The following is a 25,199-nucleotide window of genomic DNA, read 5'->3' as shown; positions in this document are numbered from 1 at the left end:
ATCTTGTATAGAACTCATTTCTCATTCCCCCTATTTTAAAAATATGAACCCACAAAGAAGGTCAACTTCTTAAACAATTTGGCCCGATTGGTGAACATAAGCAAAGAGCTTATTCAACTCTTCTGCCCCGTTAGCATAGTAACTATTATCTAAATAGTAACACAATATTCTGAAAATGATATTAAAAATTTTACCATAAGAAAAGGCGACCTTCTTGGATCACCTTCTTTATCTAACGCACCCTTTAGTTCAACAAGGTTATTTACTATTATTATGAAGTTCAAATGACTCTTCAAACTCATCCCATTTTACATATACTTTTATAACTTCATCTTTACCTACTTTTGCTTCATCTTTACCTGTGACCGGAAACGTTGCTGATGATGGGGGATCCGTAAACTCTACAATGCTTTTGCTACTAAACCCATTAAACTCAAATGAGTATTCAAGTTTTTGTAATGAAGACAACTCTTCTAATGAACCTTTATATTTTAATACGAACTTATAGCTATTTTCGTTCGAATAGGTTCTTTGTCCGTCTTTTTCTCCCCATTTTTCTGTTCCTTTATTTGAGTACTCAGCTTCCCAATACTCACTTTCTCCACTAAATTTATAATTATAGGTCGTAGTTTCTGAACAAGCTGTTAAAAGTACAATTGTAAATAATAAAGTAATTACTTTCTTCAAATTATCCCCCCTCTAAAATTGAATTGGGTAATAATACTTGTTTATTTAAATATACTTCTAATAATTCCTCTTCTTCTAACCTGCCCCGTTAGCATAATAACTTTTATCTAAACACTAACATAATATTCCGAAAATAAAAAATTCACCATAAGAAAAGGCGACCTTCTTGGATCACCTTCTTTAAGTATTGCCCCTTTTTTGTTTTTTAGGGGTCAAAATTGAATTTTGTGAGTGAAAAATTCAATTTTAGGAGGCTCTTTTGTTTCAAAATTCAATTTTAGGATTTCGTTCGTCAAACTTCGACAATACAATCATTAACTACCTTCATGGTGCAACCTACATCTATTGGATTATATTGCCAAATATCTGAAAGAGCAGCCTCCCAATTCAATTGATGCTTAAAACGGTAAATGAATTATTAAAACATCAAAAAAATTCAAAGTGACAAAAAGGAAGGAAAGGAATTGTACAATGATTTGGACTTGGTAGTTTGTACAAGTCTCGGAACCCCTGTAAACCCGAGTAATTTACGTAGGTCTTTTAACAGGCAAATAAAAAAAGCCAATCTGAAGAAGATCCGCTTCCATGATTACGGCACAGTCATACAACCCTGTTGCTACAAATGAACATAAATCCAAAGGTAGTATCTGAACGGTTAGGACATGCGAATATTAGAATCACCTTGGACACATATTCCCATGTATTACCAACGATGCAAACTGAAGTAGCTGATAAGTTAAGGCAAGTAATGGGTATGTAGACTTAGAAAAACAGGTCATGACCAAACCATGACCAAGATAGGAATTACCTCAATTCCCCTCAATAATCAACCTTCAGAAAATAAAAGAAACCCTTATAATTAAGGGTTTCCGGGTAGTGGAGCATAGGGGGCTCGAACCCCTGACCTCTGCACTGCCAGTGCAACGCTCTCCCAGCTGAGCTAATGCCCCGATATGTTACAATAATATTATAGTGATTTCTTATAATAATTTCAATGAAAGAAACATAGATTAAAGTACTTTCATCTAAGCAATGAAAAGAGAGAAGGGGAGTTCAGTGAAAAAGCTATATCTAACACTTTCTATTATTACCATCCTCCTGATATCGGTCGCTGTAATTTTCGGCAAAAATCTAATAGAATCTCAGACTACCTTTGAAAAAGCTAAAGTAATAGAACGATTCCCCACGGAAAAACAATTATTTGATCCGAATATCTTGATTCAAAATATTTTTCGCGAAGCCACGGAAGGACGAATCCCAAAGGTGCCGTTTACTGCAGGTGAAGCAAGGCTTGATGACGTATTGACCGAATGGGGAGAGCCTGAAAAGGAAACTCCTTCTGGTGACGGAAAATACATCGATTATCCAACGAAACTAGTAACATTTGGTCATACCAATCATACCATTTTCGATGTTCGTTCCTTCAGTAAGGATTTGCATTTGATACATTTTGAAGATATCACACAATCATTGGGAAAACCTAGTGAACAGCGCTATTACAAGGATAGCCAAATTGATCAAATTATTTTAGTTTACGAGCTAAATGATGCTTATCAGCTAAAGTGGATTCTTCCACGACCTACAAAAAAGAACCCGAATCCAGTAGTTCATCATATCTCTGTCTATACAGATCCAAGTAAACTGAAGGTTGACTATGAAAGCTTTCTAGCTACTATGAGCTTGGATGAAAAAATCGGTCAGATGATAATGGCTGGCGTGGAAGGCACTATTCCTACGAAGCAAACGACCAATTTGATTGAAGACTACAAGGTAGGCGGGGTTATATTTTTTAGTAAGAATTTTACTAGCTATCGGCAATCAATAGATTTAGTAAATGGTATAAAACGAATCAATTCTATTAATAAAATTCCATTACTTTTATCCGTAGATCAGGAAGGTGGACGTGTCACGAGGCTTCCAGGATTAGAAAAATTACCTACAAATAAAGATATCGGACTCCAAAATAATGTGGAGCTGTCATCTCAAATAGGTACTATCCTAGCACAAGAACTGGAAGCCTATGGGTTGAATATGAACTACGCTCCAGTAGTAGATGTGAATAGTAATCCAAAGAATCCTGTCATTGGGGACCGGTCCTTTGGCGATAATCCAGCCCTTGTTAGCAAGCTGGGAATTCAGACGATGAAAGCAATGCAGGATGAACATATTATCCCTGTCATCAAACATTTTCCTGGTCATGGAGATACGGAGGCGGATTCCCATCTAGAATTGCCACGTATTGATAAAAGCTTAAAGGAGTTACATGAAATAGAGCTTGTCCCGTTTATAGACGCGATAGAGGAAGGTGCTGATGTGGTTATGGTCGCCCATATTCTATTCGATAAGCTTGATTCGAAATATCCGTCCTCCATGTCAAAACCAATTATTACTGATTTGCTTCGAAAGGAATTAAATTTTGATGGAGTAGTCATAACTGATGATATGATGATGAAGGCTATAGCAGGGAACTATGGGATTGGAGAAGCGGCTGTTCAGTCGGTTAAAGCTGGTAGTGATATTATTTTGATTAGCGGAGAATACGAGGATATTGTTAGTACCATTAAGGCCTTAAAGTCAGCGGTTGAAAATGGGGAAATAAGTAATGAACGTATTGATGATAGTGTAAAAAGAATCCTAAGCTTAAAGGATAAATATGACATAAATCATCATCAAATTGAATACCAGGATATTCAAAAAATTAATGATCAAATTAAGGATGTTGTAAAGTAGGACTGTCAAATAACAGTCCTATTTTTTATGCACTTTATTAACTAGTTTCTTAAGCAAAATTAACTATCCATAATTTTGGGCAAAAATAACTGTTTTACTAAAATCAGTAGTCTAATAGTATTGATTATTGCAATCTTTACAAAAAGTAAATAGAAACCGGAATTTAATTATGGTATGAATGAAGTGTAAGGGTTGTAATTATGTCCTATTATTCTATGAAAATGGAGGGTTAAAATGAAAAAGGCATCGCTTAGAAAGGTAGTTAGTGTATTTCTTATTTTCTTACTAGTTTTTATGAATATGCCATCTGTTTTTGCAGCATCAACGACTAGTGATGAAGAAAATTTAGCGGAAGATCTCTTTATCTCTGAGTATGTAGAAGGTAGTTCATTCAATAAGGCAATTGAGATTTTTAATGGTACAGGAGATGCCGTTAATCTAGAAAACTATAAGCTAGAGTTATACAGTAACGGTGCATCATCTCCAACACAGGTCTTACCATTGTCAGGTATCTTAGAACATGGTGATGTGTTGGTTATCGCTCATTCTAGTGCGAGTGAACAGATACTTCAAGTTGCCGATATGACGAATAATGCAGTCATTAATTTTAATGGTGATGATGCGGTAGCATTAAAATCCCAGGATAGAATAATAGATTTACTTGGTATCATTGGAGAAAGACCAAATTATGGTGTAGACAAAACGTTAGTAAGGAATTCGTCTGTTACAGCTCCGAATTCTATTTATGATTCCACGGAATGGACAAATCAAGGAAAAGATAATTTTACTTTTCTTGGTTATCACGAAATGGATGGTGTAGACCCTAAAGATCCAGATGACCCAGGTACTGGAGTATCTTCTATCAGTAAGGCTCGTAGCCTAGCAGATGGTACGACAGTTACGGTGGAAGGTATTGTAACAGCAAATAGTGAAGCAATTAGTATTCCAGGGCAGTTTACAACCTATATTCAGGATGATTCTGCTGGTATTAATCTATACGCTTACCAAAAGGGGAGTTTACCTAATTTAGTTAAAGGAGATCGCGTAAAGGTAGTTGGAAAGCTAGATTCCTATAATGGCTTGAAGGAGATTATCCCTACTTCCATTGAGGTTTTAGCTCAAGGCCAGCCTTTACCAGATATACAAACAATTACTTTAGAGGATTTACAAAACCCTGCTATTGCTGAGTCCTATGAGGGCGAATTGGTAGAAGTACATGCATTTATTAGCAATATTCCTAGTAGTCCAGCTGGTGGGGGATATAATGTATCCCTATTAGATAATGACTTTAATGGAACGATTTTACGAGTGATGGAAAATGCACTAGATATCTCATTAGTTGAACCGGAAAAGTGGTACGACATTACCGCGATTGTTAGTCAGTACAACGATTATCAATTAATTCCAACGGAGCAGATGGATATTCAATTAGCAGCTGAACAGCCAGGTCCACCATCTGCAGCAGGGCTCTATAAAACTACTGTTGCTAGCATTACTGATGGGGACACAATCCGAATTGAAACACCTGTGTTTGGTCAAACGAGGGTGCGTTTCCTGAATATGGATACGGCGGAAACATATGATGCCCATAATAATGATCCAGCTCGATCAGAGATTAATCAAAATCAAAAGTATTATGGCGAACTTGCTAAGTCCTATATCAGTGAGCTTTTACATCCAGGTGATGAGATTTATTTAAAGATTGGTGATGAACCAACAGATGATTATGGCCGAATTTTAGCAGAGGTTATTCGTAAAGAGGATAATTTGAATATTAACCTTGAAATGGTAGCACAGGGCTATGCTTCCACCTACTTTATTGCACCAATCGATGAAGAGGCATATCCAATTTATCAAGCGGCAGTAAAAGAGGCGAAAGATGCAGGGCTCGGTATCTGGAATCCGGAAAATCCACTACTGGAATTACCATTCGTATTCCGTGCTTTTGATGATAAGAAAGGGCTACTTCGTTATGTGGGAAATTCCGATACGAAGAAATATGTAGTACCGGAGGATTGGGCAGATGTGCCAGTTGATAAACGTATTTTCTTTAGTAGTCCAGCGGAAGCAGAGTCCTATGGCTACATTCCTGTTGGAAGTGTTGACCCGAATATAGTAGAGGTACAATTTTTAAGCATGAATGACCTTCATGGGAAAATCGATCAAGAATACATGATAGATCCAGATGGTGATGGTACAAAAGAAATGTACGGTCGAATGGATTATACAGCTGCTGCGATTAAAGAACGTGAGGCTGAAAATCCAAATACGTTAATCGTCCATGCTGGTGATATGATTGGTGGTAGCTCACCGGTTTCCGGTCTTTTACAGGATGAGCCAACAGTCGAGATTATGGAGGAAATTGGCTTTGATGTAGGAACAGTTGGTAACCATGAGTTCGATGAAGGGGTTGATGAACTTCTCCGCATGGTAAATGGAGGAGAACACCCTGAAGGTAAGGGAACGGCGGGCTATGATGGTATGAATTTTCCAGTGCTCTGTGCGAATTGTGTTTACGAAGATACTGGCGAGACATTTTTAGATCCATATTATATTAAAGAAGTTGATGGGGTACCTATTGGTTTTATAGGCGTTAACACGGTGGAAACTGTGAATATGGTTATGCCATCTTCGTTAGAGGGAATAGCCTTTACCGATGAGGCTGATGCTGTCAATAATGCAGCAGCAGAATTAAAAGCACAAGGAGTTAAAGCAATTGTAGTGCTTGCACATATGCCAGCCTATCAATCGGGAGAAAGTGCAACTGGTGCAGCGGCTGACTTAGCAAATTCAGTAGATGATGAAGTAGATATTATCTTTGCTGCCCATAATCATGTTGTGAACAATGCTGTTGTGGATAATAAGTTGATTGTCCAAGCAAATGAATATGGAAAGGCATTTGCAGATGTCGATGTACAAATCGATCGCACAACTGGTGATATTGTCTCGAAGGAAGCGGAGATTGTATTTGTGAAACAAAGTGATTACACACCAGATGCAATCGTTGCTGATACATTAGCATACTATGTGGATGCAATTGCACCAATTATAAATGAAGTAGTTGGTTATAACGCAAATGATCTAACGGGAAGCTATTCAAATGATAAAGATCATGCCCTTGGAAATCTGATTGCAGATGGTATGAAATGGGCGATGGACAGTGATTTTGCAATGCAAAATGGTGGGGGAATTCGTGATGACTTACTTGCTGGCCCAATCACTTGGGGTGAGGTCTATAATATTTTACCATTTGGCAATACGTTAATGACGGTTGAAATTAAGGGTGAGGATCTGTATCCAATTTTAAATGAACAGCTCTCACAATATGGAGCGGACTATAGCATTTCTGGATTCAGATATACCTTTAACCCCGAGTTACAGCAGGTAGTGGCTATTACACTACCAGATGGTACGCCAATCGATAGGAATGCGGTGTACACATTAGCTGTAAATAATTATATGGGAACTTCTGAAGGCCCAATTAAAGATTTAGGGAAAAATCCAATCATGGGACCTGTTGATGTCGATGCTGCAGTAGATTTCATTCGTAGCCTAAATAGTTCGGAAGGTAACCCTATCGATTATATCGCTGATGGAAGAATTGCAACAACAGACGAAGTTCCAGGAGAAGAACCAGAAGAGCCTGTCACGGTTGAGGTACCAGTGAAGAAAAATAACGGTACCGCAACAGTTCATACAGAAGACTTAGAAGCCCTTGAACATGGAGTTCATGTTGTCATCAATATTTATAATCGAAGCAAACCACGATCACTTTTACTGAATAAAAAACAGGTTGAAATTTTGAAAGCAAAAGAAATAACCTTAACCGTTACTAACGGAACAACAAGCAAAACATTTGAAATGACAAAAGTAAGAGAAAGAATTTTAAAGGTTGATCTTGAAGAATAAAACGACAATATGGCTAGTAGCTACAAATAGTGAAGAAGTACAATAAATGGATAGTAAGTGTTTCAAGGGATGGAGTAGAGTTACTCTATCCCTTTCATTTACTTTATAAAAATAAATTATCAGTTTATTTGCATATTTATATTGAAATAACAGAGAGATTATGAAATCATTTACTTAAAATAGTAGTTTAGGATAATTAATCAAGTGGGAAACTAGTTAGGGCGATGTAGATTATTAACAGCATATGACTTTGGAAGGGTGGAAAGCGAATTTTAATACTGCATAATAAATCAATAGAATAAGTAACAATAGAGCAAGGGGAAAAGGGATGACAATTTTAGAGGCGAATAACATCTTTAAGGTTTATGGAGAATTTAATGGAGAAAGGGAAACAGTGGCATTAAATAACATTAATCTATTGATAAATAGAGGAGATTTTGTTGCCATTATGGGTCCCTCTGGTAGTGGAAAAACGACCCTATTAAATATATTAAGTGGAATCGATCAGCCAACTTCCGGTGAAGTTACAATTGGCGGAGAAAATTTAAATGAAATGAAGAGTGATGCTCTAGCACATTTTCGTCGTAAACAACTCGGCTTTGTATTTCAGGATTTTAATCTACTAGATAGCTTAACCGTGAAGGAAAATATCATGTTACCTATGATACTGGAAAAGAAAAACCTAACAGAGATGGAAGAAAAAATACATGAGCTTGCTAGTCTCTTTGAAATAAAATCAATTTTAAATAAGTATCCTTATCATATATCAGGTGGACAACAGCAAAGAACAGCGGTGAGTCGTGCATTAGTAAATGAGCCTCAGATTATTTTTGCTGATGAGCCTACAGGAAATTTGGATTCTAAATCATCGACTGCGATAATGGAGTGTTTCGAAAGAATTGTAGATAAAATGTCAACTACTGTATTACTTGTAACGCATGATGTCTTTGCTGCAAGTTATTGCCAAAAGGTAATCTTTATAAGGGATGGAGCAGTTCATTCTAGTATTTCAAAAACGACCAATAGAAATGCATTTTTAACTGAAATTATGGATAACCTTACCCTCTTAGGAGGAAGGTAACATGACCTTTAATAAAATTGTATGGAAGATGGCTAAGCATCATTATAAAAAGTATATTTTTTATCTTGTTTGCAATAGCTTGGCAGTGACGTTTTTCTTTATGTTTACAACCGTCTATTTGAATAAACAACTTGTTGAAATGGAGCAGTCAGAAGGGATTCAATATGTTTTGTCGATTCCTGGGGTTGCACTTTTTACTTTTACTATATTTTTCATGAGTTATGCACATCATATTTTTATGAAGAAAAGGCGTAGTGAATTTGGGTTATTCATGACATTAGGTATGACGAGGCGTGAGATTAGTAAATTAATAGTCTTAGAAAATAGTATTATTGCCCTTATCTCTCTAATAATTGGTGTTTTAATTGGAGCAACCCTTTCTAAGTTCTTCTTTTGGCTATTGTTAAAATTTGTAGGTATACAGGAGATCCTCTTTCAACTTCATGCAAAAATGTTTCTCTATACGGTTATTGTATTTTTGGTAATGTTTTTTGTAGCAGTAGGACAATCCCTTTATTTAACATTTAAAAAAAATATCATCACAAATTTAAAAAACGAAAAAATAACAGAAAATGTCTCTGATAAACATGCAAGGTTAGGTGGAATTGGACTTTTAATTGTGATTGGCTCGATTATCGGACTTTATTTTACGTATACAGGACACCGGGGTGGCGATTTTCTACTACTTTGGTCACTAGCTACATTCATTGGATTGTATATCGTATTGTATCATTTTACGAGCCTTTTGATAGAGCTGATTAAAAAGAATAAAGGATATTATTATCGGCGTTTACTCTATTTAACGAATATTAATTATAAGTATAAGCGGCTTACGTCGGTTATGATGCTCGTTACAGTAATGATTATGGTTACACTTTTGTATAGTACAATTATCTTATTTACATATATAACAACGGAGAGAGAAGCGATAGAAGAAACCCCGTTCGATGTAGCGTTTATTCAAACAGATAGTACGAATAATGTGGGAATAGATGCGGTAAAAGCTATTTTTGAACAGAATGGAAATCGTGTACAAAGACACGTTTCAGTTCCAATATACTCCTATTTTCAAAAGGACTATTATGAAGTTGTTCATGCATATACGTTTATGTCATTAGATGCATTTAATGAGTTAACTTCCAGCCAATTTGAACTAAAAAACAATGAGTTTATTTATTTTTTAAATGAAAATACGGAAACTCCCGAGAGCATACCCTATGACCAAGGACTTCGTATACCAAGTGGCAGTGATGAGATCATATATGATGTAAAGGAAGTAATTGCTGAGAAGAGGATGAATACATTAAGCAATCTTAGTGAAATATTTGTGATTAACGATACAGAATTGTCGAGACTAAAAAGAAGTGTAGACGGATTAGCTGCAGTAGTTCATTTAATTAATCTTGAGGATTGGCAGAATTCAAAAACAGAAGTGAAAAAGTTAAAACAAACGTTTGAAAGCCTTCATGCTAGTACGCCTGCAATAAATGTTGAACATATCGTCCCTGAGGATGAATTATTTCAAATCAGTTCTCGTATTGAGGGATATGAAAAGAATAAAAATTCAAATGGAATACTTTTTTTCGTAACTATATTTTTAAGCGTATTATTCTTCATAGGGTCATTTTTCCTTTTGTATATTCAATTATTTTCTGAAGTGGATAAGGAATTAGAAAGAATTCGTAAACTGTACCGTATCGGGATAACAAGTAAGGAGATAAAGAGAATGATTTCACAGGAGATTACGACGATATTTATGATACCTACCCTACTTGGTACAACTTTGGCCTTGTTGTACATTTTAGCTATGGCTACAGATATAGGGGGAGTTATTGCAAATCCTGAAATCATATTGCATTTCTTAATTGTAGGGGGGAGTTATTTCGTCTTACAATTTGCTTTTCTATTTTATGCTAGAAAGAAGATGTATCGATTGTTAAGCACAAAACTAGCTCATTCTATAGATAAAGCAAACATATAACTTATCATTTGGTGTTACAAAGGGTGCGAGTGTTGAAGAAGAGCACCTGCTATACCAAGGTAATGACTAGTATCACAATATTGCTAAGGTAAGATAAAAGGTTGAAAGGAGAATGCTTATGATTTATGTTGCTCTTCTTCGGGGGATTAATGTAGGTGGAAAAAATAAAATTGATATGAAGTTGCTAAAAAAGACGTTTGAACGAGTCGGTATGAATGATGTGGTAACATACATCAATACAGGTAATATTATTTTTTCAAACAAGGATGTATCAAAGGTAGAGCTCTCAAGCATTTTGGAAGAAGCGATATCTAATGATTTTGGATTACAAATTAAAGTATTAGTACGAAGTATCGATGATGTTAGTGGAGTCATTAACGCTATTCCGAACACATGGAAGAATGACAAAGAAATGTCATGTGATGTTATTTTTTTATGGGATGAAATTGATGATGAATCTGTACTTGAAAACCTGGTTATAAAACCGAATATTGACAAGGTTAAATATATTCCTGCCGCAATCATTTGGTCGGTTGAAAAGAAAAATATAACCAAAAGTGGGAAGTCAAAATTGATTGGAACAAAGGTATACAAACAAGCTACAGTAAGAAATGTCAATACCACTCGCAAGATATATGAGCTAATGCAAGCTCAAAACAGCTAGTTTATAAGATTCTAGTTAGACATTTGAGTTTTTATGTGATGTCATTCGAACCTAAGGGTTTCACTAGTTTAAAAAGCAACGCAGACTTTTTATTAGTCGCGTTGCCTTTTACTATTTTAAATTCTATAGAAACCTCTCGTAGTTATAAATAAAAACATTCCAACAGTAGGAATGTTTTTATTTGGCTTTCATGTAATTTTATACGTTGGTGCGTAAATTTCCACTATCAATGTATTGACAGGAAAGCCCTACGACTTTCCTAAATTATTAACTTACGGTGTCCAGGCATTATGGAGTATGCCAACTAGTTTCCATTCCCCTTTGTATTCTTCAAAGACTAATGATAAGTCTACCCAGCTTAGGTCATCGCCTTCCACTGTCTCATTGAAGGAATATTGCACCATATGGGCGTTAGGGAAGATGCTTCTAATTGTTTCTGTAAAAAATTCTGGTGCTGTAAGGTGCTGTTCATTAACATAGATTACATTAGGAATATCCTTTGTATATACATAGTCTTCCAAATACTCTGCTGGTGTGATATTGATTGGTAATCCGCTTCCACTACCATACCCCCAAAGATACTGATTCTTATCCTCTAAAATATTAGGTATTTCCTCAGCAGAAAACGTTACAGGGCTATGTTTATTTGTCATCGGTGTCGATGTTAATTGTAGGTATGGCGCAAATAGTACTCCTTTTTCTGGATGAACCTGATTTGCGAGGTCATTCAAACGTTGATCAACTAGTAATTTAAATGTAGAATCTGCATGTTCAATAATACCTGGTTCTTTATATGCTAATTCCAGTGATAAAATATCCAACTCATTTTTAGGGTAGCTCAACGTTCCATCATAGTAAAACTTTAGATCGTAATGATCTAAGCTGTATACCATTGCAATACTACCATTATCACCTGTTGTAGTTGAACTAGGCACACCTAGTTCATCCTCAATATCAGCAACTGTAACATGGTCCCCTGGGTTTAATTCATATCGGTAAGCTCTATAAAATCTTTGTTCCTTTGGAATATAGAAAATATGATCACCATAAACATCTATCATTCCTCCATTGGCTGGAAGGTTTTCAAATGGGTAACCGAAATGATTAATATCAGCCGGTACTTGTATATCAGGTACACCTGGTAGTCTTCCAATTGAAGCAGCGGATAATAACTCTTCCTTCCGTTTTAGCATTTCCGATAAGGATGGTATTTGAGAAATCCACCATGATTCCTTGTCATTAACCCACCACGGTTCCTGATCATATTCCTCTAACTTAGTCGCACCATGTTGAAGGAGTAATTCGCTAATTTCCTGATCATTAAATTTTTCAGACATCCATAAAACTGGCACAGTACTATCAGGATGAACAATTGTATTTGGTTCTGCTCCAGCCTCTAATAATAGCTTTACCATTTCTGTTTGATGCCCATAGACTGCAATAACGAGGGCATTGTGTCCCCGTTTATTTCTAACCACTAAGTCTGCACCATGTTGAATTAATGAAGATGCGACGTCAACACTAGTTGTAAGCATTATCGGCGTATTACTATTTCCATCTGTTGTGTTGGCGTCCGCCTTTAGGTCCAAGAGTTCAGGAACAATTGCTACATTGTTTTCCTTTGCTGCAAGTAGTAATGCATTATTCGGATCGGCACCTTGCTTTACATATTCAAGTACTTTGCTCCAATCCCGTTGACTTGGTGATTTGGCTAGCTCCTGCTGCATTAATAGGGATACATCCTCATTGTTTTCTGGTTGTTCATTAGGGGAGTCCACATCGTTCTCTGTTACAAGATTTTCCTCTGTAAAGAAAAGCTCTTTAAAGTCCTGCCATTTTGTCGTATCAAACTTATACTGATGGTCATCAATGGTAACGATGTCCTTTGCTCCAAAATGAAAGGTTGTGAGTATTTCCCCATTTGCATTGTATAGCATGATAATATCTTTCTGATCGGTGTTTTTCTCCTCTGTTTCAGCAAATTCCATATTCCCAATATCCTGATAGAATTGCTTTATCAATTCTTCATCCTCAGTTTGATAGGACTTGCCATTAGCAGAACCGCTTATCTTGTGAATATCCTCATCGATCAAGCTTGCTAATACCATTGTGGTTGGTTCTGAATCTTGGTCAAGATAACTATAAATTAAAACTGCGAACATAAGGGCAGCAGCAAGGGCGCCAACTGTTGTCATAATCCCCTTGTAATTACGTTTTTTCTTTTGTTTGAATGGAGCTGCTCTTGTGTTTAAAATGGCATTTTTAATTTGTATATGTTTATCTTTACTTAAAGTTGGCTTTGGCATTAGACGTAGACTTTCATCTAGCGGCTCTAGGTGATTTAACCTCTTCATAAGAGATACACCTCCTTAGTTCTTCTTGCAGTGCTAGTTTTGCACGATGATGTGTCGATTTTACTTTACTTTCACTCCATTTCAGTATATTGGCGGTTTCTTCCACTGAAAGCTCTTTGATTCCTCTTAATATGATGACATCCTGATACGTAGGCTTTAGCTGATGAATACATTCATAGATAGCCTTTGTGTCCTCATTAAAATCTAATATTGTTTCAGGAGAACTATTCGTTTTAGGTTCATTCATGACATCTAGTGGAACTGTTTCCGCCCACTTTTTCGTTTTTTTCTTTCGTGACTCATCAATGGCTAAGTTTCGCGCGATACTAAACAGCCATGTTTTTGGTGATGCATTTTCTTTAAAACTATTAAATCCTTTTAACGCCTTAATGAAGACTTCCTGCAGTAAGTCTTCTGCATCAGTTGGTCCAACTCGATATATTAAAAAATGATAAATATCATTCCCAAAGCGTTCAAACCAATCTGCTATTACTTTATTATGTGACACGACCATCACCCCCTGGTATTCACTTAATTAGACGTATTTATAAAAATTAAATTGCATTTTACCAAAAAATTATTGAAAATAATCATTTTTGCTTTTCTTATGACAGATTTCGTTCTATTTTCTACTATAAAGTAGAATAGTTTTTTGTACAGGTTAACTGAGTAATAAGTATTACTCTAGCTCGGAAATAAGGTAAAATAATAATAGAGGTACCAAATGGATAAGGGGGCTTACTATGAGGCGTGTTATTTTGTTTGATGGCGTTTGTAATTTTTGTAATTCATCTGTTCAATTTATTATTAAACGAGATCCAACGGCAAAATTTCACTTTGCCTCTCTTCAAAGTGAAATTGGGCAACAATTACTTAATGACTACCAAATTCCTAAAGATATAGATAGCTTTATTTATTTGGAAGGGGAAGAGGTTTATGTTAAATCAACTGCTGCCCTAAAGGTTTCCAAAGAGCTAAAGGGACTGTGGAAGCTTTGCTATGTGTTTATTGTTGTGCCTAAACCTATCCGTAATATCTTTTATAATCTCTTTGCTAAGAACCGTTATAGCTGGTTTGGTAAACGGGAGTCGTGTATGATACCTTCTCAATTAGACAGGCAGCGATTTCTAGAATAATATCAGCCTTTGGACGGAGTTCATCTACTTCAAGAGTACGTTGTTTATCAGAAGTAATCTTGTAAAATAAGATAAAGAATACAAATGATAGGAGATGTAATTATGGTAGGTGGTCTATTAAATAAGCTAATTGGTACGCCAATAAATACAATAAGACAGGAAGAGTCCATAGAGGTTGACAGGTTAAAAAGCATAACGGTTTCTTCTGATATTGCAACGGTGAAGGTATTAACACATGAGCTTCCTCGAGTTGACATCCAATTCGAGTCTTATGAAGGTGGTCCTGTGTTAAAAACAGAGAAGACAGAAGAAGCATTAATGATAATAGCGGAGAAAGAAAGAAAAGGATCTACATTCTTTTTTGGTACATTACCAAAAAGTATTCTTCAACTATATGTGCCAAGGGATATAGCTGACAATTGGGATATCCGAGTAACATCAGGAAAGATAGCTATGAAACAATTAATTGCCGAGACATTTCGAATATCTGCTACATCTGGGGTCATTCAGGCTACCGACATTACAGCTGGAAAGATGTTTACAGATACTACGTCAGGGAAAATAATAATTGATAAGCTCCGAGCGGATAAGCTACAATTTTTAGCTAATTCTGGAAAGGTAGAAATCAATTCCTCCTATGGGGACATTACTGGAAAAGTCGGCTCTGGGAGTGTTCGTATGGCTGAAGTAAAGGGAGAGGAATTGGATATAAGGGATGGATCAGGTAGAGTTATTTTGAATGAGATATATATGAAAAATGCAACTATCCGTGCAAACTCTGGGACAATTACTGCTGAGCATTTCTGGTCAGAAACCACGGAGGCTAATGTAGGCTCGGGAAGAATAGAATTACGTGATATCAGAGGGGCTGTAAAAGGGGATGCAAACTCTGGTAATATTAATCTAGTGATGTCAGATAATTCAGCGTTGGATTTAAGGACTGGAAGCGGAAATATTCACTTAGATTATCAAGACTTTGAGTTAGATATTCTTTTTGATATTCGTACAGGGTCAGGTGGTATACAAACAAATATTGCTATGAATACGGAGCAGAAGGATAGAAACCATTTATATGGAAAAGTAGGAAATGGTAAAAACGTCGTTCGTCTCCGCACCGGTTCTGGAAATGTTTCGATTAACAAATAATAATTAAGACTAACTGAGAACAAAAAGGAAGGGGCGAAGGACCTCTTCCTTTTGTTTAATCCTTGAATTTATATACTAGAAAGTGTCAGGATTGGGATTTTATACTTTTTATTTTCTCAACTTTTCTTTGGCAAATTGTTCAAAATAATGAAGTGATTTGGGATTACTTAATGAACCCTTATTGGCAACCTGTTCGATTGGCTTACCCATTAAAATTTTCTTAACAGGTATCTCTATCTTTTTTCCATTTAATGTTTTAGGTAAATCTTCTACGGAAATTATTTCAGTCGGTACATGTCGTGGTGAACATTGTGTTCGAATTTGATTTTTAACAATGTCTATAATTTCCTCTGTCAGCTCTTTTCCATCATTCATGACAACAAATAGCGGTACATAAGATTCCCCGTTTTCTAATGGAATATCCACTATTAGACTGTCCGCTATTTCTTTAACATGATCAACTGCTCGATAGATTTCACTAGTACCAATTCGGATGCCACCTCGATTAATTGTTGCATCCGATCGTCCGTAGATGACACAGGATCCGCGCTCTGTAATTTTGATATAATCGCCATGACGCCATATTCCCTTGTACATATCAAAGTAACTATCCTGCATACGGGTTCCGTCGTCATCATTCCAAAAATAAATCGGCATGGATGGGAATGGTTCTGTTAAAACTAACTCTCCAACTTCATTTATGATGGAATGCCCACTTTCATCAAAGCTCTCCACTTTAGCACCTAGTCCACGGCATTGTAACTCTCCAGCATAAACCGGTAAGGTAGGAACTCCTAAGATAAAAGCAGTACAGACGTCTGTTCCACCACTAATAGATGCTATGGATAGATCCTTTTTTACATGGTCATAGCACCACTTAAATCCTTCTGGTGGAAGTGGCGACCCGGTTGAACTAATGCTTTTGAGCTGGGTTAAATCAAACCTTGAACTAGGATCAAGTCCTTCTTTCATACAAGATGTGATATAGCTAGCAGATGTACCAAAGACAGTCATTTTTGATTTCTCTGCCAACCTCCAAAGCATAGTTAGATCTGGATAAGCTGGATTTCCATCATATAAAATAATTGAACTACCAGTAAGTAAGCCGCCTACTAGATAATTCCACATCATCCAGCCTGTTGTTGTAAACCAGAAGAAGCGATCATCCTCATGTAAATCGGTGTGAAAGGTTAGAGCTTTTAAATGCTCCAACAATATGCCACCTTGACTATGTACAATAGGTTTAGGTTTTCCGGTCGTTCCAGAAGAGAATAGGATCCATAATGGGTCATTAAATTCAACAAGCTCAAAACACAATTCTTGATTCGTATAGGATGTAGCGTTTTTCCACTGGATAACATTTTTTAAGCCAGTAAATGGGTGTGCTCCATTTATATACGGAATGACTATTGTTGCTTCTAGGGTATCTAACTCAGATTGAATTTCCTTTACTACGTTAAAACGATCAAACACCTTTCCACCATATTGATAGCCATCAACAGTTATCATAACCTTTGGCTCTATTTGTTTAAAACGATCAATTACACTTTGTTTTCCAAAGTCGGGAGAAGCACTGGACCATATTGCCCCTAAACTTGCCGTAGCAAAGAGTGCGATGACAGATTCATAGATATTTGGGATAAATGCAACAACCCTATCTCCTTTTTGAACCCCTAGGTCCTTTAAGGTTTGCTGAAGAGCCGCGGTATCTTGATAAACTTTTTCCCAGCTTATTTCTGATAATTCAGGACGTAGCTCAGATGTGTGAAAAATAGCGGTTTTTTCCTTTTTGTAGTTTCTAAAAATGTGTTCAATATAATTTACTTTGGCATTTTCAAACCACTTCGCTCCAGGCATTTGGTGAGTGGACAGTACATTTGTATAACCATTTGGTGATTGGATATTAAAATACTCCCAAATAGTTTTCCAGAAATCTTCTATTTCATTTACAGACCAATTCCAAAGAGATTGATAATCTTTAAATTGTAGTCCTTTATTTTCTTTTAACCAATTCATAAAGGTACTAATATTGGCTTGGTTTATTCGCTCTTGACTTGGCTCCCAAAGTAGTGAACCCTCTTCTACTTGTTTCAATCTAACTCCTCCCCCTAAGAATTTGCCTTAGTTTCATTATAGTGTAAACGGTTTCTTTGTGTAAAGATTACCCGGATTTTTGGCAAACCATTAGAAAAACCACAGGATTCTGTGGTTTCACATCGGTCTTTCACCAAATTTTATAAACGTATTTTCATCCTCAACAAGGCCACATGAGCCACATTGGATACGGTATCTCGGACCATTATACAGTGTATGAAATGGTTCTACTTGGCTTTCAGAATAATCGTTTACAATGTCCCCGGTTTGTGGATCTAATTTAACTGGTTTTGCAACCTGTTCGATAATATTAAAACGGGAACGGTTCGTCTTGCAATTTGGGCAACGATATTTTTGTGCCATCATACACACCTCCATCCTTAGTATAAAACGGTGTAATATTTTTATACGGGAGAGGAGGTATTCGTTATCGTAAGAGTTTCTTTAATTTATCTTTAAAAGAGGTTTTGTTTGGTTCTTTTTTCTCCACTGTTTCTAGTTCTTCCTGCATGAAAATATCTTCTTTATCTATAGCATAATCATAGGTTAAGACAGCACCAATATCGGTATCAGCTTCTTCATTTGTAACTACTGTAAAAGGAATATTGTATTTATTTGCAAGGCTCTTCTCTTCCTTTAGAAACCTTGAAGATATTTTACCATTAAATAAAAGTGTTGCTCCCTTATTTGCCTGAATTTCTTGCTCTAGCGCATGCAGTCCCTTGTCTGACATGACTTGACCAATGGTTAGGGCAATAACGATTCTTTCCCTTAAGGTTCCGAGAAAATAATTACGTTCTCCTTGCTTTGGTAATTTTATACCATACATTCCTTCAGTTAAGTAATCTTCAACTTCTTTTTTAGCCATTTGTCACCCTCACTTTGAAAATGATGTTAGAGGACCTAAGATAGTATATAAAGTTATTTAAGGTGTACACGAAGATAATAATGATTATCTCTTTAAGTTCACTATATCATATTTAGCCACTTAACTTACAGATTAAGCTTCTCCTAACTATACGAATAAAAAATAGAGAGGGGAGTGCCCCTCTCTATTTCCCTTTTGCTCGCCTATCAGCTTCTCTACTTCTAGATTGAGCTACTTTATCATCGTGATCGGCAAGTTCTTCTGAATACTCGACATCAATTCCATCACTTAATTGATTTTTTGGAGTCTGAGCTAGAAAGTTTTTTCCAGTTGCTCGATTATGGTCACCACGTCCCATAATTTCACCTCATTTCTAGAGTATTCCGTATTAGTATAAACGGAACAAATATTTTCATGAGAAACAAAAAGAGTAATCAAAAGGAAGTTTTTCCTTAAGATTACTCTTTAAAGATGTTTAGCTTAAATTGTAGTCACCTTGCGATTACCTAAGAATATGTGGCTGACGTGGGTCAAGTGGTTTTTCAGGCTCTTGCTGTACATCAGACGGAATAACACCTGACTCATTTCCGTATCGATACTTCGTTGGATCGACAGGTGACCAATCAGCATTAGGTTTATAGAATCGTAATAAATCGCCGTTTAGCAGCTTATCGGAAAGCTCTAATTCATGTAATGCCTCTTGTTTTACCTGAAGCATTTCATCGGTTGGTTCGATTTCTTCACCAGTATTATTATCATAAAATGTTCCGGAAACCTCTGTATATTCAGGAGTTACTAAGTCTCCATTCCGGAAAGGTATAACTTCCTTGTGATCTTTGGAGAATAAATCTGTTCCAAATAAAATATAGTCTTGTGCATTAATACCTTGTAAGTGAAGTAATGTTGGCATTACATCCATTTGACCAGAATATTCATGAACAGTTCCCATTCCATCGACACCAGGTACTTTAATTAGCAATGGCACACGTTGTAATTGTGTACTCTTAAATGGTGTGATTTCCTCATCAAGTAATTCACCCATGGCGCGATTATGATTCTTAGAGATACCGTAGTGGTCACCATAAAGTAAAATAACCGAGTTGTCATATAGACCGGCATCTTTAAGGTCATTGAAAAATTGCTCTAAAGCTTCGTCCAAATAACGAGCAGTTTGGAAATAGGTATCAACTGACTTATCTCCAGTTTCTGCAGGGGCAATAGATGCTTCATCTTCCCCAATTAAATATGGATGGTGATGTGTTAAGGTCATCATATGCGCATAAAATGGCTGATTTAGCGATTTTAAAAGAGGCATAGATTCCTCAAAGAATGGCTTATCCTTTAAACCATAGTTGATAATATTATCTTCACTCATATTATAGTAGCTTGCATCAAAATAGGTATCTACACCGAATTGCTTATATATTTCATCACGGTTCCAGAAGGATTTATAGTCACCATGAAATACAGCTGTTGTATATCCACCTTGTTGATGTAAAATTGCAGGTAATGCTTGATACGTATTAGAGCCTCTTGTTACGAAAGCAGAGCCTTGTGGCAATCCATAAATAGAGTTATCCATTATTAATTCGGCGTCAGCAGTTTTTCCTTGTTCCGTTTGGTGGAAGAAGTTATCAAAATACGTAAAATCCTGCTCTGGATCATTAACAAGTGAGTTTAAGAAAGGTGTGACTTCCTCTCCTCGTAACTTGTAGTTGATTAAGAATGATTGGAAGGATTCCAAGTGAATTTTAATAATATTTTTCCCTTTAGCTACACCGAATAATTCTGGATTTGGTTCTGCAAATTTATTCTTCGTATAGTTTTCAACTTCTGTTATATCATCACTGTCCGCTAACACGCGTTGTGAAGATGACTTGATGTTTTGTACAGCATCATACATTGTAAAATTGTAAATTCCCAAATACTTAACAATATAGTTTCGGTCAAATGTCCTTTTTAGTAATTCTGGTCGGTCTGCTTCTGCAAGACCTAAATTAATCGAAAAAGCTATTAATCCTAAAAGAAGAACTAGTATTGGCTTTCTGCGACTGATTTTCTCAGTACTCCAATCTTTTTTAAACCAAATGAATAGGGCGATTAGAACAACTATGTCTAAGAGATAGACAATATCTGTCCATTGCATTAGACTTGCAATACTACTTCCTAGACTTCCAAAGTTATCAGTCTGGGTAAGCGTTGGCCATGTAATATAGTCATTATTGAAACGGTAAAACACAACATTTGCGTATAAAAGAAAGCTCATTAACGAATCAATAATAATAATCCATATTCCAGCACGTCTTCCTTTTGCAAATAATCCTAAGCCTAAAAAGAATAGTGCTGAGCTCAAGGAGTTAAAAAATAGTAAGAACTCCTGCATGCCGTTTTTGATGTCCAAATTAAATTCATTTATATAGATTAGATACGATTTTAACCAGAGTAATACAACTGCAATGAAAAAGAAGGCCATTTTAGATGTTAAGATTTTTTTCATCGTTTTCACCCCATCTTTTTTCGCTACGATAATTTTCAAAAAGGAAAATCATCAAGATACGATTTTATCGTAAATTAGTCTATGAATCAAGTGAATTGTCAAAAATTTCTATGGGAAAGTTTGGTCACCGGGTCAATTAACGATAAAACAAGGCATTATAGATTGTATTCAATTAGATAGAAATCTATGATAGAATTGATAATTGGCAAGCTAAAGAAAGGAATAGACTAAGAGATGAAACAACATCATAGAACATTAATCAAAGAGTATATTCTAGTAATTTTTGGTGCAACATTAGTAGCGTTATCGTACAATACTTTTTTATTACCCTCAAAACTTGCTGCAGGTGGTATTTCCGGAGTGAGTACAGTTTTACATGAATTATTCGGATTCAGTCCTGCGCTTACTCAGTTTGTTATTAATATTCCAATCTTTTTCATTGGCTGGATGGTTCTTGGAAAAGATTTTGGAGGTAAGACGTTAGTTGGAACGTTCTGGGTACCTTTTATGATTGGAATAACCTCTAACACACCGATTACAGTAACTAATCCTCTTCTTGGAGCATTGTATGGTGGAATCGTCTTAGGAATTGGTCTCGGAATTGTTTATATAGGAAAGGGTTCAACAGGTGGAACTGCATCCATAGCACAGATTCTAAAAAAATTCACCGGTAAATCTAGTGGATATACGCAATTAGTCGTCGATGGAATTGTTGTGATATCTTCACTATTTGTGTTTAGCTTAGAGTTGACCCTTTTTGCATTAATGGCAATTTATATTTCAAGTAAGACAATAGACTTTGTACAACTACGGACTTCTGCTTCGAAACTAATCGTCATCATCACAGAGGATGAATGGAAGGTACAAGAGTTAATTCGAAATGGGATTGATCGAGGCTTAACAAAAGTAAGGTCAGTTGGCGGATATTCAAACCACGATAAAACATTAATTTTATGTGTTGCAGAGCAACAGGAAGCAGTGAAATTGAAAGGGCTGCTCCTACAGGAAGTCCCAACTGCATTTGTTATTTTTTTAAATGCCTCAGAAATATTAGGTCGAGGTTTTTCATTGGATAAATATTATGGCCAAAAGTTATAAGAAGGAGATGTTATGGACTTTTAGTCTTAACATCTCCCTAATTTTTTACTTTCTGTCTCCACCTAGTAAATCAAATAATCCACCTGCTATACTTCCTTCTCCTTTTGATCCACCTCTTTCGGGTGCTGCTGCAAATACCCTGCTTGCCAGTCTTGAGAATGGAAGAGATTGAATCCAGACTGTTCCTGGCCCACGTAATGTAGCAAAAAATAGGCCTTCACCACCAAATAAGGCAGTTTTTATCCCTCCAACAAATTCGATACTGTAATCAATATCCTTCGTCATTGCGACTAAACAGCCTGTATCAATTCGAAGTAATTCTCCTTGTTGGAGTTCTTTTTTATGCATGGTACCACCTGCATGAACAAAAGTCATACCATCACCTTCAAGCTTCTGCATAATAAAGCCCTCACCACCAAAAAAGCCTGTACCTATTTTTCGCTGAAATTCAATACCGACTGTAACTCCTTTTGCTGCAGCGAGAAAGGAGTCCTTTTGACAGATTAGTTTTCCACCGAGCTCACTTAAATCCATCGGCAAAATCTTGCCTGGATAAGGTGCTGCAAAGGAAACATGCTTCTTTCCAGTACCTTCATTGGTAAACGTAGTCATAAATAAGCTTTCTCCAGTCAGTACCCGTTTTCCAGCTCCAAGTAATTTACCCATAAATCCATTTTGTTCGTCAGTACCATCACCAAATATAGTTTCCATGCGGATTTTATCATCCATCATCATTAAGCTACCTGCTTCTGCAATGACAGTCTCCTGTGGGTCTAACTCTACCTCCACAAACTGCATGTCATCCCCATAAATCTTGTAATCAATTTCGTGATTATTCAAGATAATCCCCCCAAAAATGTATGTTTCTCTTTAATTATACGAAATTACTAGCATTAGGATTCAATTATTTCCGGAGCTTTTATAATAATTTTTGTTATTGATTACAAACTATGATAGAGGATTGTAAATGTGTAAGAAAGTAGGAGGGTTATGGATGCCATACAATATCACTCAGAAATTGATCAAAGACCATTTAGTATCTGGCGAAATGGTGCCTGGCACTGAAATTGGGTTAAGAATAGATCAAACACTTACCCAGGATGCAACTGGTACACTTGTTATGCTTGAGTTAGAGGCGATGAATCTGGAACGTGCAAAAACGGAGGCATCGGCACAATATGTGGATCACAACCTCATTCAAGAAGACAGTAAAAACCCTGATGATCATTTATTTTTACTAAGTGCAACAAAAAGGTTCGGCATATATTATTCCAGACCAGGCAACGGTGTTAGTCATCCTGTACATATGCAGCGGCTTGCAAAACCAGGGAAAACGTTATTAGGATCCGATAGCCATACCTGTGCAAATGGTTGTATGGGTATGCTTGCGATGGGTGCTGGTGGAATTGATGTTGCGATGGCTATTGCTGGTGAACCTTTTTATGTAAAGATGCCACAGGTTTGGGGAATTAAACTTACTGGTACCTTACCAGATTGGGTTAGTGCCAAAGATGTTATTTTAGAATTACTTAGGAGATACGATGTAAAGGGTGGTGTAGGGAAGGTTATTGAGTATTATGGTCCTGGTTTACATTCCTTAAGTGCAATGGATCGTCATGTGATTGCGAATATGGGTGCAGAGCTAGGTGCAACGGGTACAGTTTTTCCATCGGATAAAGAGATTAGACGCTTCTTAAAGGAACAGGGGAGGGAAGATGACTGGATTGAACTAGTAGCAGATCCTGGAGCAACCTATGATTTAAATGAGGAGATTAATTTATCCGAATTAGAGCCACTCATTGCAAAACCGTCAAGTCCGGGTAATGTAGTTCCTGTTACTGAAGTCGCAGGGACACCGATTTACCAATCGTATATAGGTTCCTCCGCAAATCCTGGCTTTCGGGACTTTGCCATCGCTGCAGAAATTGTAAAAGGTCAACGAATTGCAGAAGGTATTTCATTTGATATTAATCCAACATCAAGGCAAATGCTGACTGACTTAGTGAAGGAAAGTCATATTGCAAGCCTTTTACAATCAGGTGCTAGGCTTCATCAAGCTGGTTGTAATGGTTGTATTGGAATGGGTCAGGCACCTGCAACGGGACGAAATAGCTTACGAACAACACCGAGAAACTTTCCTGGTCGATCTGGAACGCGGGAGGATAGTGTCTTTTTATGTAGCCCCGAAACAGCTGCTGCTTCTGCTTTGACTGGTCAAATTACAGATCCTAGGACATTAAAAATGGAATATCCTAAGCTAAAGGAACCAAAAGAGCCTACTATTGATATGAATTTATTGGATGCACCGTTACCTCTAGAAGAAGCAAAAAAAGTAGAGCTACACAAAGGTCCAAATATTGCCTCTATACCGGATATGGATAATATGCCAGACAATATAGAGGTCCCTATCTTGTTAAAGATGGGGGATAATATTTCGACAGATGAAATTTTAGCTGGGGGTGCTAGAGTCTTACCATATCGTAGTAACCTTCCAGAAATCAGCAAATTTACCTTTGAAATAGTTGATGAGAAGTATTATGAACGTGCTAAAGAAATAGCTGAGAAGGGGGGCCATGCCATTGTTGGAGGATTTAACTATGGACAGGGTTCAAGCCGTGAGCATGCAGCATTAGCCCCGCGATACTTAGGTCTACGCATTGCGCTAGTTAAAGACTTTGCAAGGATTCACTGGCAAAACCTTGTTAATTTTGGCGTTCTTCCTTTGACTTTCATTGAAGAGTCTGACTATGACAAATTAGAGAAGGGTGATGTACTGATTGGTGAAGGGTTACGAAATAAAATCAAGCAAGGTAAGGAGTTTAGTTTATCTGTAAAAGGAAAGAATATCGATATAAAGGTCAAGCATGCTTTATCAGACAGACAAATTGAAATTATGCTTAAAGGTGGAATTATTAACTGGGTTAAAGCAAGAAATATTTCTGTTAATTAGGAAA

General features: G+C 36.6%; 19 protein-coding genes and 1 tRNA gene. 10 read left to right on the top strand and 10 right to left on the bottom strand.

The window, feature by feature from the left end:
* Positions 1-258: 258 nt before the first annotated feature.
* Positions 259-687, bottom strand: a complete 429-nt coding sequence (locus tag KI338_RS09305) for a hypothetical protein (RefSeq protein WP_244853522.1) — start codon at positions 685-687, stop codon at positions 259-261.
* A 622-nt stretch (positions 688-1,309) separates the two neighbouring features.
* On the opposite strand from KI338_RS09305, the gene KI338_RS17750 reads away from it, so the two are divergent.
* Positions 1,310-1,447 carry a hypothetical protein gene (locus KI338_RS17750; RefSeq protein ID WP_244853519.1) on the top strand — a complete coding sequence of 46 codons (138 nt, stop codon included), beginning with the start codon at positions 1,310-1,312 and terminating at the stop codon, positions 1,445-1,447.
* Between the two features lie 117 nt (positions 1,448-1,564).
* On the opposite strand, the gene KI338_RS09295 is transcribed toward KI338_RS17750, so the two are convergent.
* A tRNA-Ala gene (locus KI338_RS09295) sits at positions 1,565-1,637 on the bottom strand.
* Positions 1,638-1,743: 106 nt separating this feature from the next.
* Between KI338_RS09295 and nagZ the strand changes: the two genes are divergently transcribed.
* The 5 genes from nagZ to KI338_RS09270 all read left to right on the top strand — a co-directional run bounded on the left by nagZ (position 1,744) and on the right by KI338_RS09270 (position 11,052).
* Entirely contained in the window at positions 1,744-3,417 is a 1,674-nt protein-coding gene (gene nagZ / locus KI338_RS09290) for a beta-N-acetylhexosaminidase (protein WP_212920735.1), read from the top strand.
* Between the two features lie 234 nt (positions 3,418-3,651).
* Entirely contained in the window at positions 3,652-7,326 is a 3,675-nt protein-coding gene (locus tag KI338_RS09285; RefSeq protein ID WP_212920734.1) for a 5'-nucleotidase C-terminal domain-containing protein, read from the top strand.
* A gap of 328 nt (positions 7,327-7,654) precedes the next feature.
* Entirely contained in the window at positions 7,655-8,407 is a 753-nt protein-coding gene (locus tag KI338_RS09280) for an ABC transporter ATP-binding protein (RefSeq protein WP_212920733.1), read from the top strand.
* 1 nt (position 8,408) lies between these two features.
* Entirely contained in the window at positions 8,409-10,388 is a 1,980-nt protein-coding gene (locus KI338_RS09275; protein ID WP_212920732.1) for an FtsX-like permease family protein, read from the top strand.
* Between the two features lie 118 nt (positions 10,389-10,506).
* Complete coding sequence (locus KI338_RS09270; protein WP_212920731.1) at positions 10,507-11,052, top strand: DUF1697 domain-containing protein; 546 nt, start codon at positions 10,507-10,509, stop codon at positions 11,050-11,052.
* Positions 11,053-11,324: 272 nt separating this feature from the next.
* Here KI338_RS09270 and KI338_RS09265 read toward each other — a convergent pair whose 3' ends face one another.
* Positions 11,325-13,406 (bottom strand): ankyrin repeat domain-containing protein, encoded by a 2,082-nt coding sequence (locus tag KI338_RS09265; RefSeq protein ID WP_212920730.1) that lies wholly within the window; start codon positions 13,404-13,406, stop codon positions 11,325-11,327.
* The gene (locus tag KI338_RS09260; RefSeq protein ID WP_306345306.1) at positions 13,372-13,920 is read right to left on the bottom strand and encodes an RNA polymerase sigma factor; all 549 of its coding nucleotides are present in this window, start codon (positions 13,918-13,920) and stop codon (positions 13,372-13,374) included. The genes KI338_RS09265 and KI338_RS09260 overlap by 35 nt, the downstream gene beginning before the upstream one ends.
* A gap of 229 nt (positions 13,921-14,149) precedes the next feature.
* On the opposite strand from KI338_RS09260, the gene KI338_RS09255 reads away from it, so the two are divergent.
* Complete coding sequence (locus tag KI338_RS09255; RefSeq protein WP_212920728.1) at positions 14,150-14,542, top strand: thiol-disulfide oxidoreductase DCC family protein; 393 nt, start codon at positions 14,150-14,152, stop codon at positions 14,540-14,542.
* A gap of 102 nt (positions 14,543-14,644) precedes the next feature.
* Positions 14,645-15,688, top strand: coding sequence for a DUF4097 family beta strand repeat-containing protein (locus KI338_RS09250; RefSeq protein WP_212920727.1), 1,044 nt, complete (start codon positions 14,645-14,647; stop codon positions 15,686-15,688).
* Positions 15,689-15,796: 108 nt separating this feature from the next.
* On the opposite strand, the gene KI338_RS09245 is transcribed toward KI338_RS09250, so the two are convergent.
* From KI338_RS09245 to ltaS, 5 genes are all read right to left on the bottom strand, one after another.
* Entirely contained in the window at positions 15,797-17,782 is a 1,986-nt protein-coding gene (locus KI338_RS09245; RefSeq protein ID WP_212920726.1) for an acetoacetate--CoA ligase, read from the bottom strand.
* 117 nt (positions 17,783-17,899) lie between these two features.
* On the bottom strand, positions 17,900-18,145 hold the full coding sequence (locus KI338_RS09240; RefSeq protein WP_212920961.1) for a DNA alkylation repair protein: 246 nt from the start codon (positions 18,143-18,145) through the stop codon (positions 17,900-17,902).
* A 64-nt stretch (positions 18,146-18,209) separates the two neighbouring features.
* Positions 18,210-18,650, bottom strand: coding sequence for a YueI family protein (locus tag KI338_RS09235; RefSeq protein WP_212920725.1), 441 nt, complete (start codon positions 18,648-18,650; stop codon positions 18,210-18,212).
* A 184-nt stretch (positions 18,651-18,834) separates the two neighbouring features.
* The gene (locus KI338_RS09230; RefSeq protein ID WP_212920724.1) at positions 18,835-19,008 is read right to left on the bottom strand and encodes a YfhD family protein; all 174 of its coding nucleotides are present in this window, start codon (positions 19,006-19,008) and stop codon (positions 18,835-18,837) included.
* Positions 19,009-19,152: 144 nt separating this feature from the next.
* On the bottom strand, positions 19,153-21,147 hold the full coding sequence (ltaS, locus tag KI338_RS09225) for a lipoteichoic acid synthase (protein ID WP_212920723.1): 1,995 nt from the start codon (positions 21,145-21,147) through the stop codon (positions 19,153-19,155).
* Positions 21,148-21,381: 234 nt separating this feature from the next.
* On the opposite strand from ltaS, the gene KI338_RS09220 reads away from it, so the two are divergent.
* A complete protein-coding gene (locus KI338_RS09220) occupies positions 21,382-22,245 on the top strand; it encodes a YitT family protein (protein ID WP_212920722.1) in 864 nt (287 codons plus the stop codon).
* Positions 22,246-22,290: 45 nt separating this feature from the next.
* Here the strand turns inward: KI338_RS09220 and KI338_RS09215 are convergent, their stop codons facing one another.
* Complete coding sequence (locus KI338_RS09215) at positions 22,291-23,085, bottom strand: TIGR00266 family protein (RefSeq protein ID WP_212920721.1); 795 nt, start codon at positions 23,083-23,085, stop codon at positions 22,291-22,293.
* A gap of 154 nt (positions 23,086-23,239) precedes the next feature.
* Here KI338_RS09215 and KI338_RS09210 point away from each other — a divergent pair, with 154 nt between their 5' ends.
* Positions 23,240-25,195, top strand: coding sequence for an aconitate hydratase (locus tag KI338_RS09210; protein WP_212920720.1), 1,956 nt, complete (start codon positions 23,240-23,242; stop codon positions 25,193-25,195).
* Positions 25,196-25,199 lie beyond the last annotated feature (4 nt).

The sequence above is a fragment of the Ornithinibacillus bavariensis genome (assembly GCF_018333235.1).
GTDB classification, from domain to species: Bacteria; Bacillota; Bacilli; order Bacillales; family Amphibacillaceae; genus Ornithinibacillus; species Ornithinibacillus bavariensis.
Note: the sequence above shows the minus strand (reverse complement) of the source record. Positions and strands in the feature narration are given on the sequence as shown.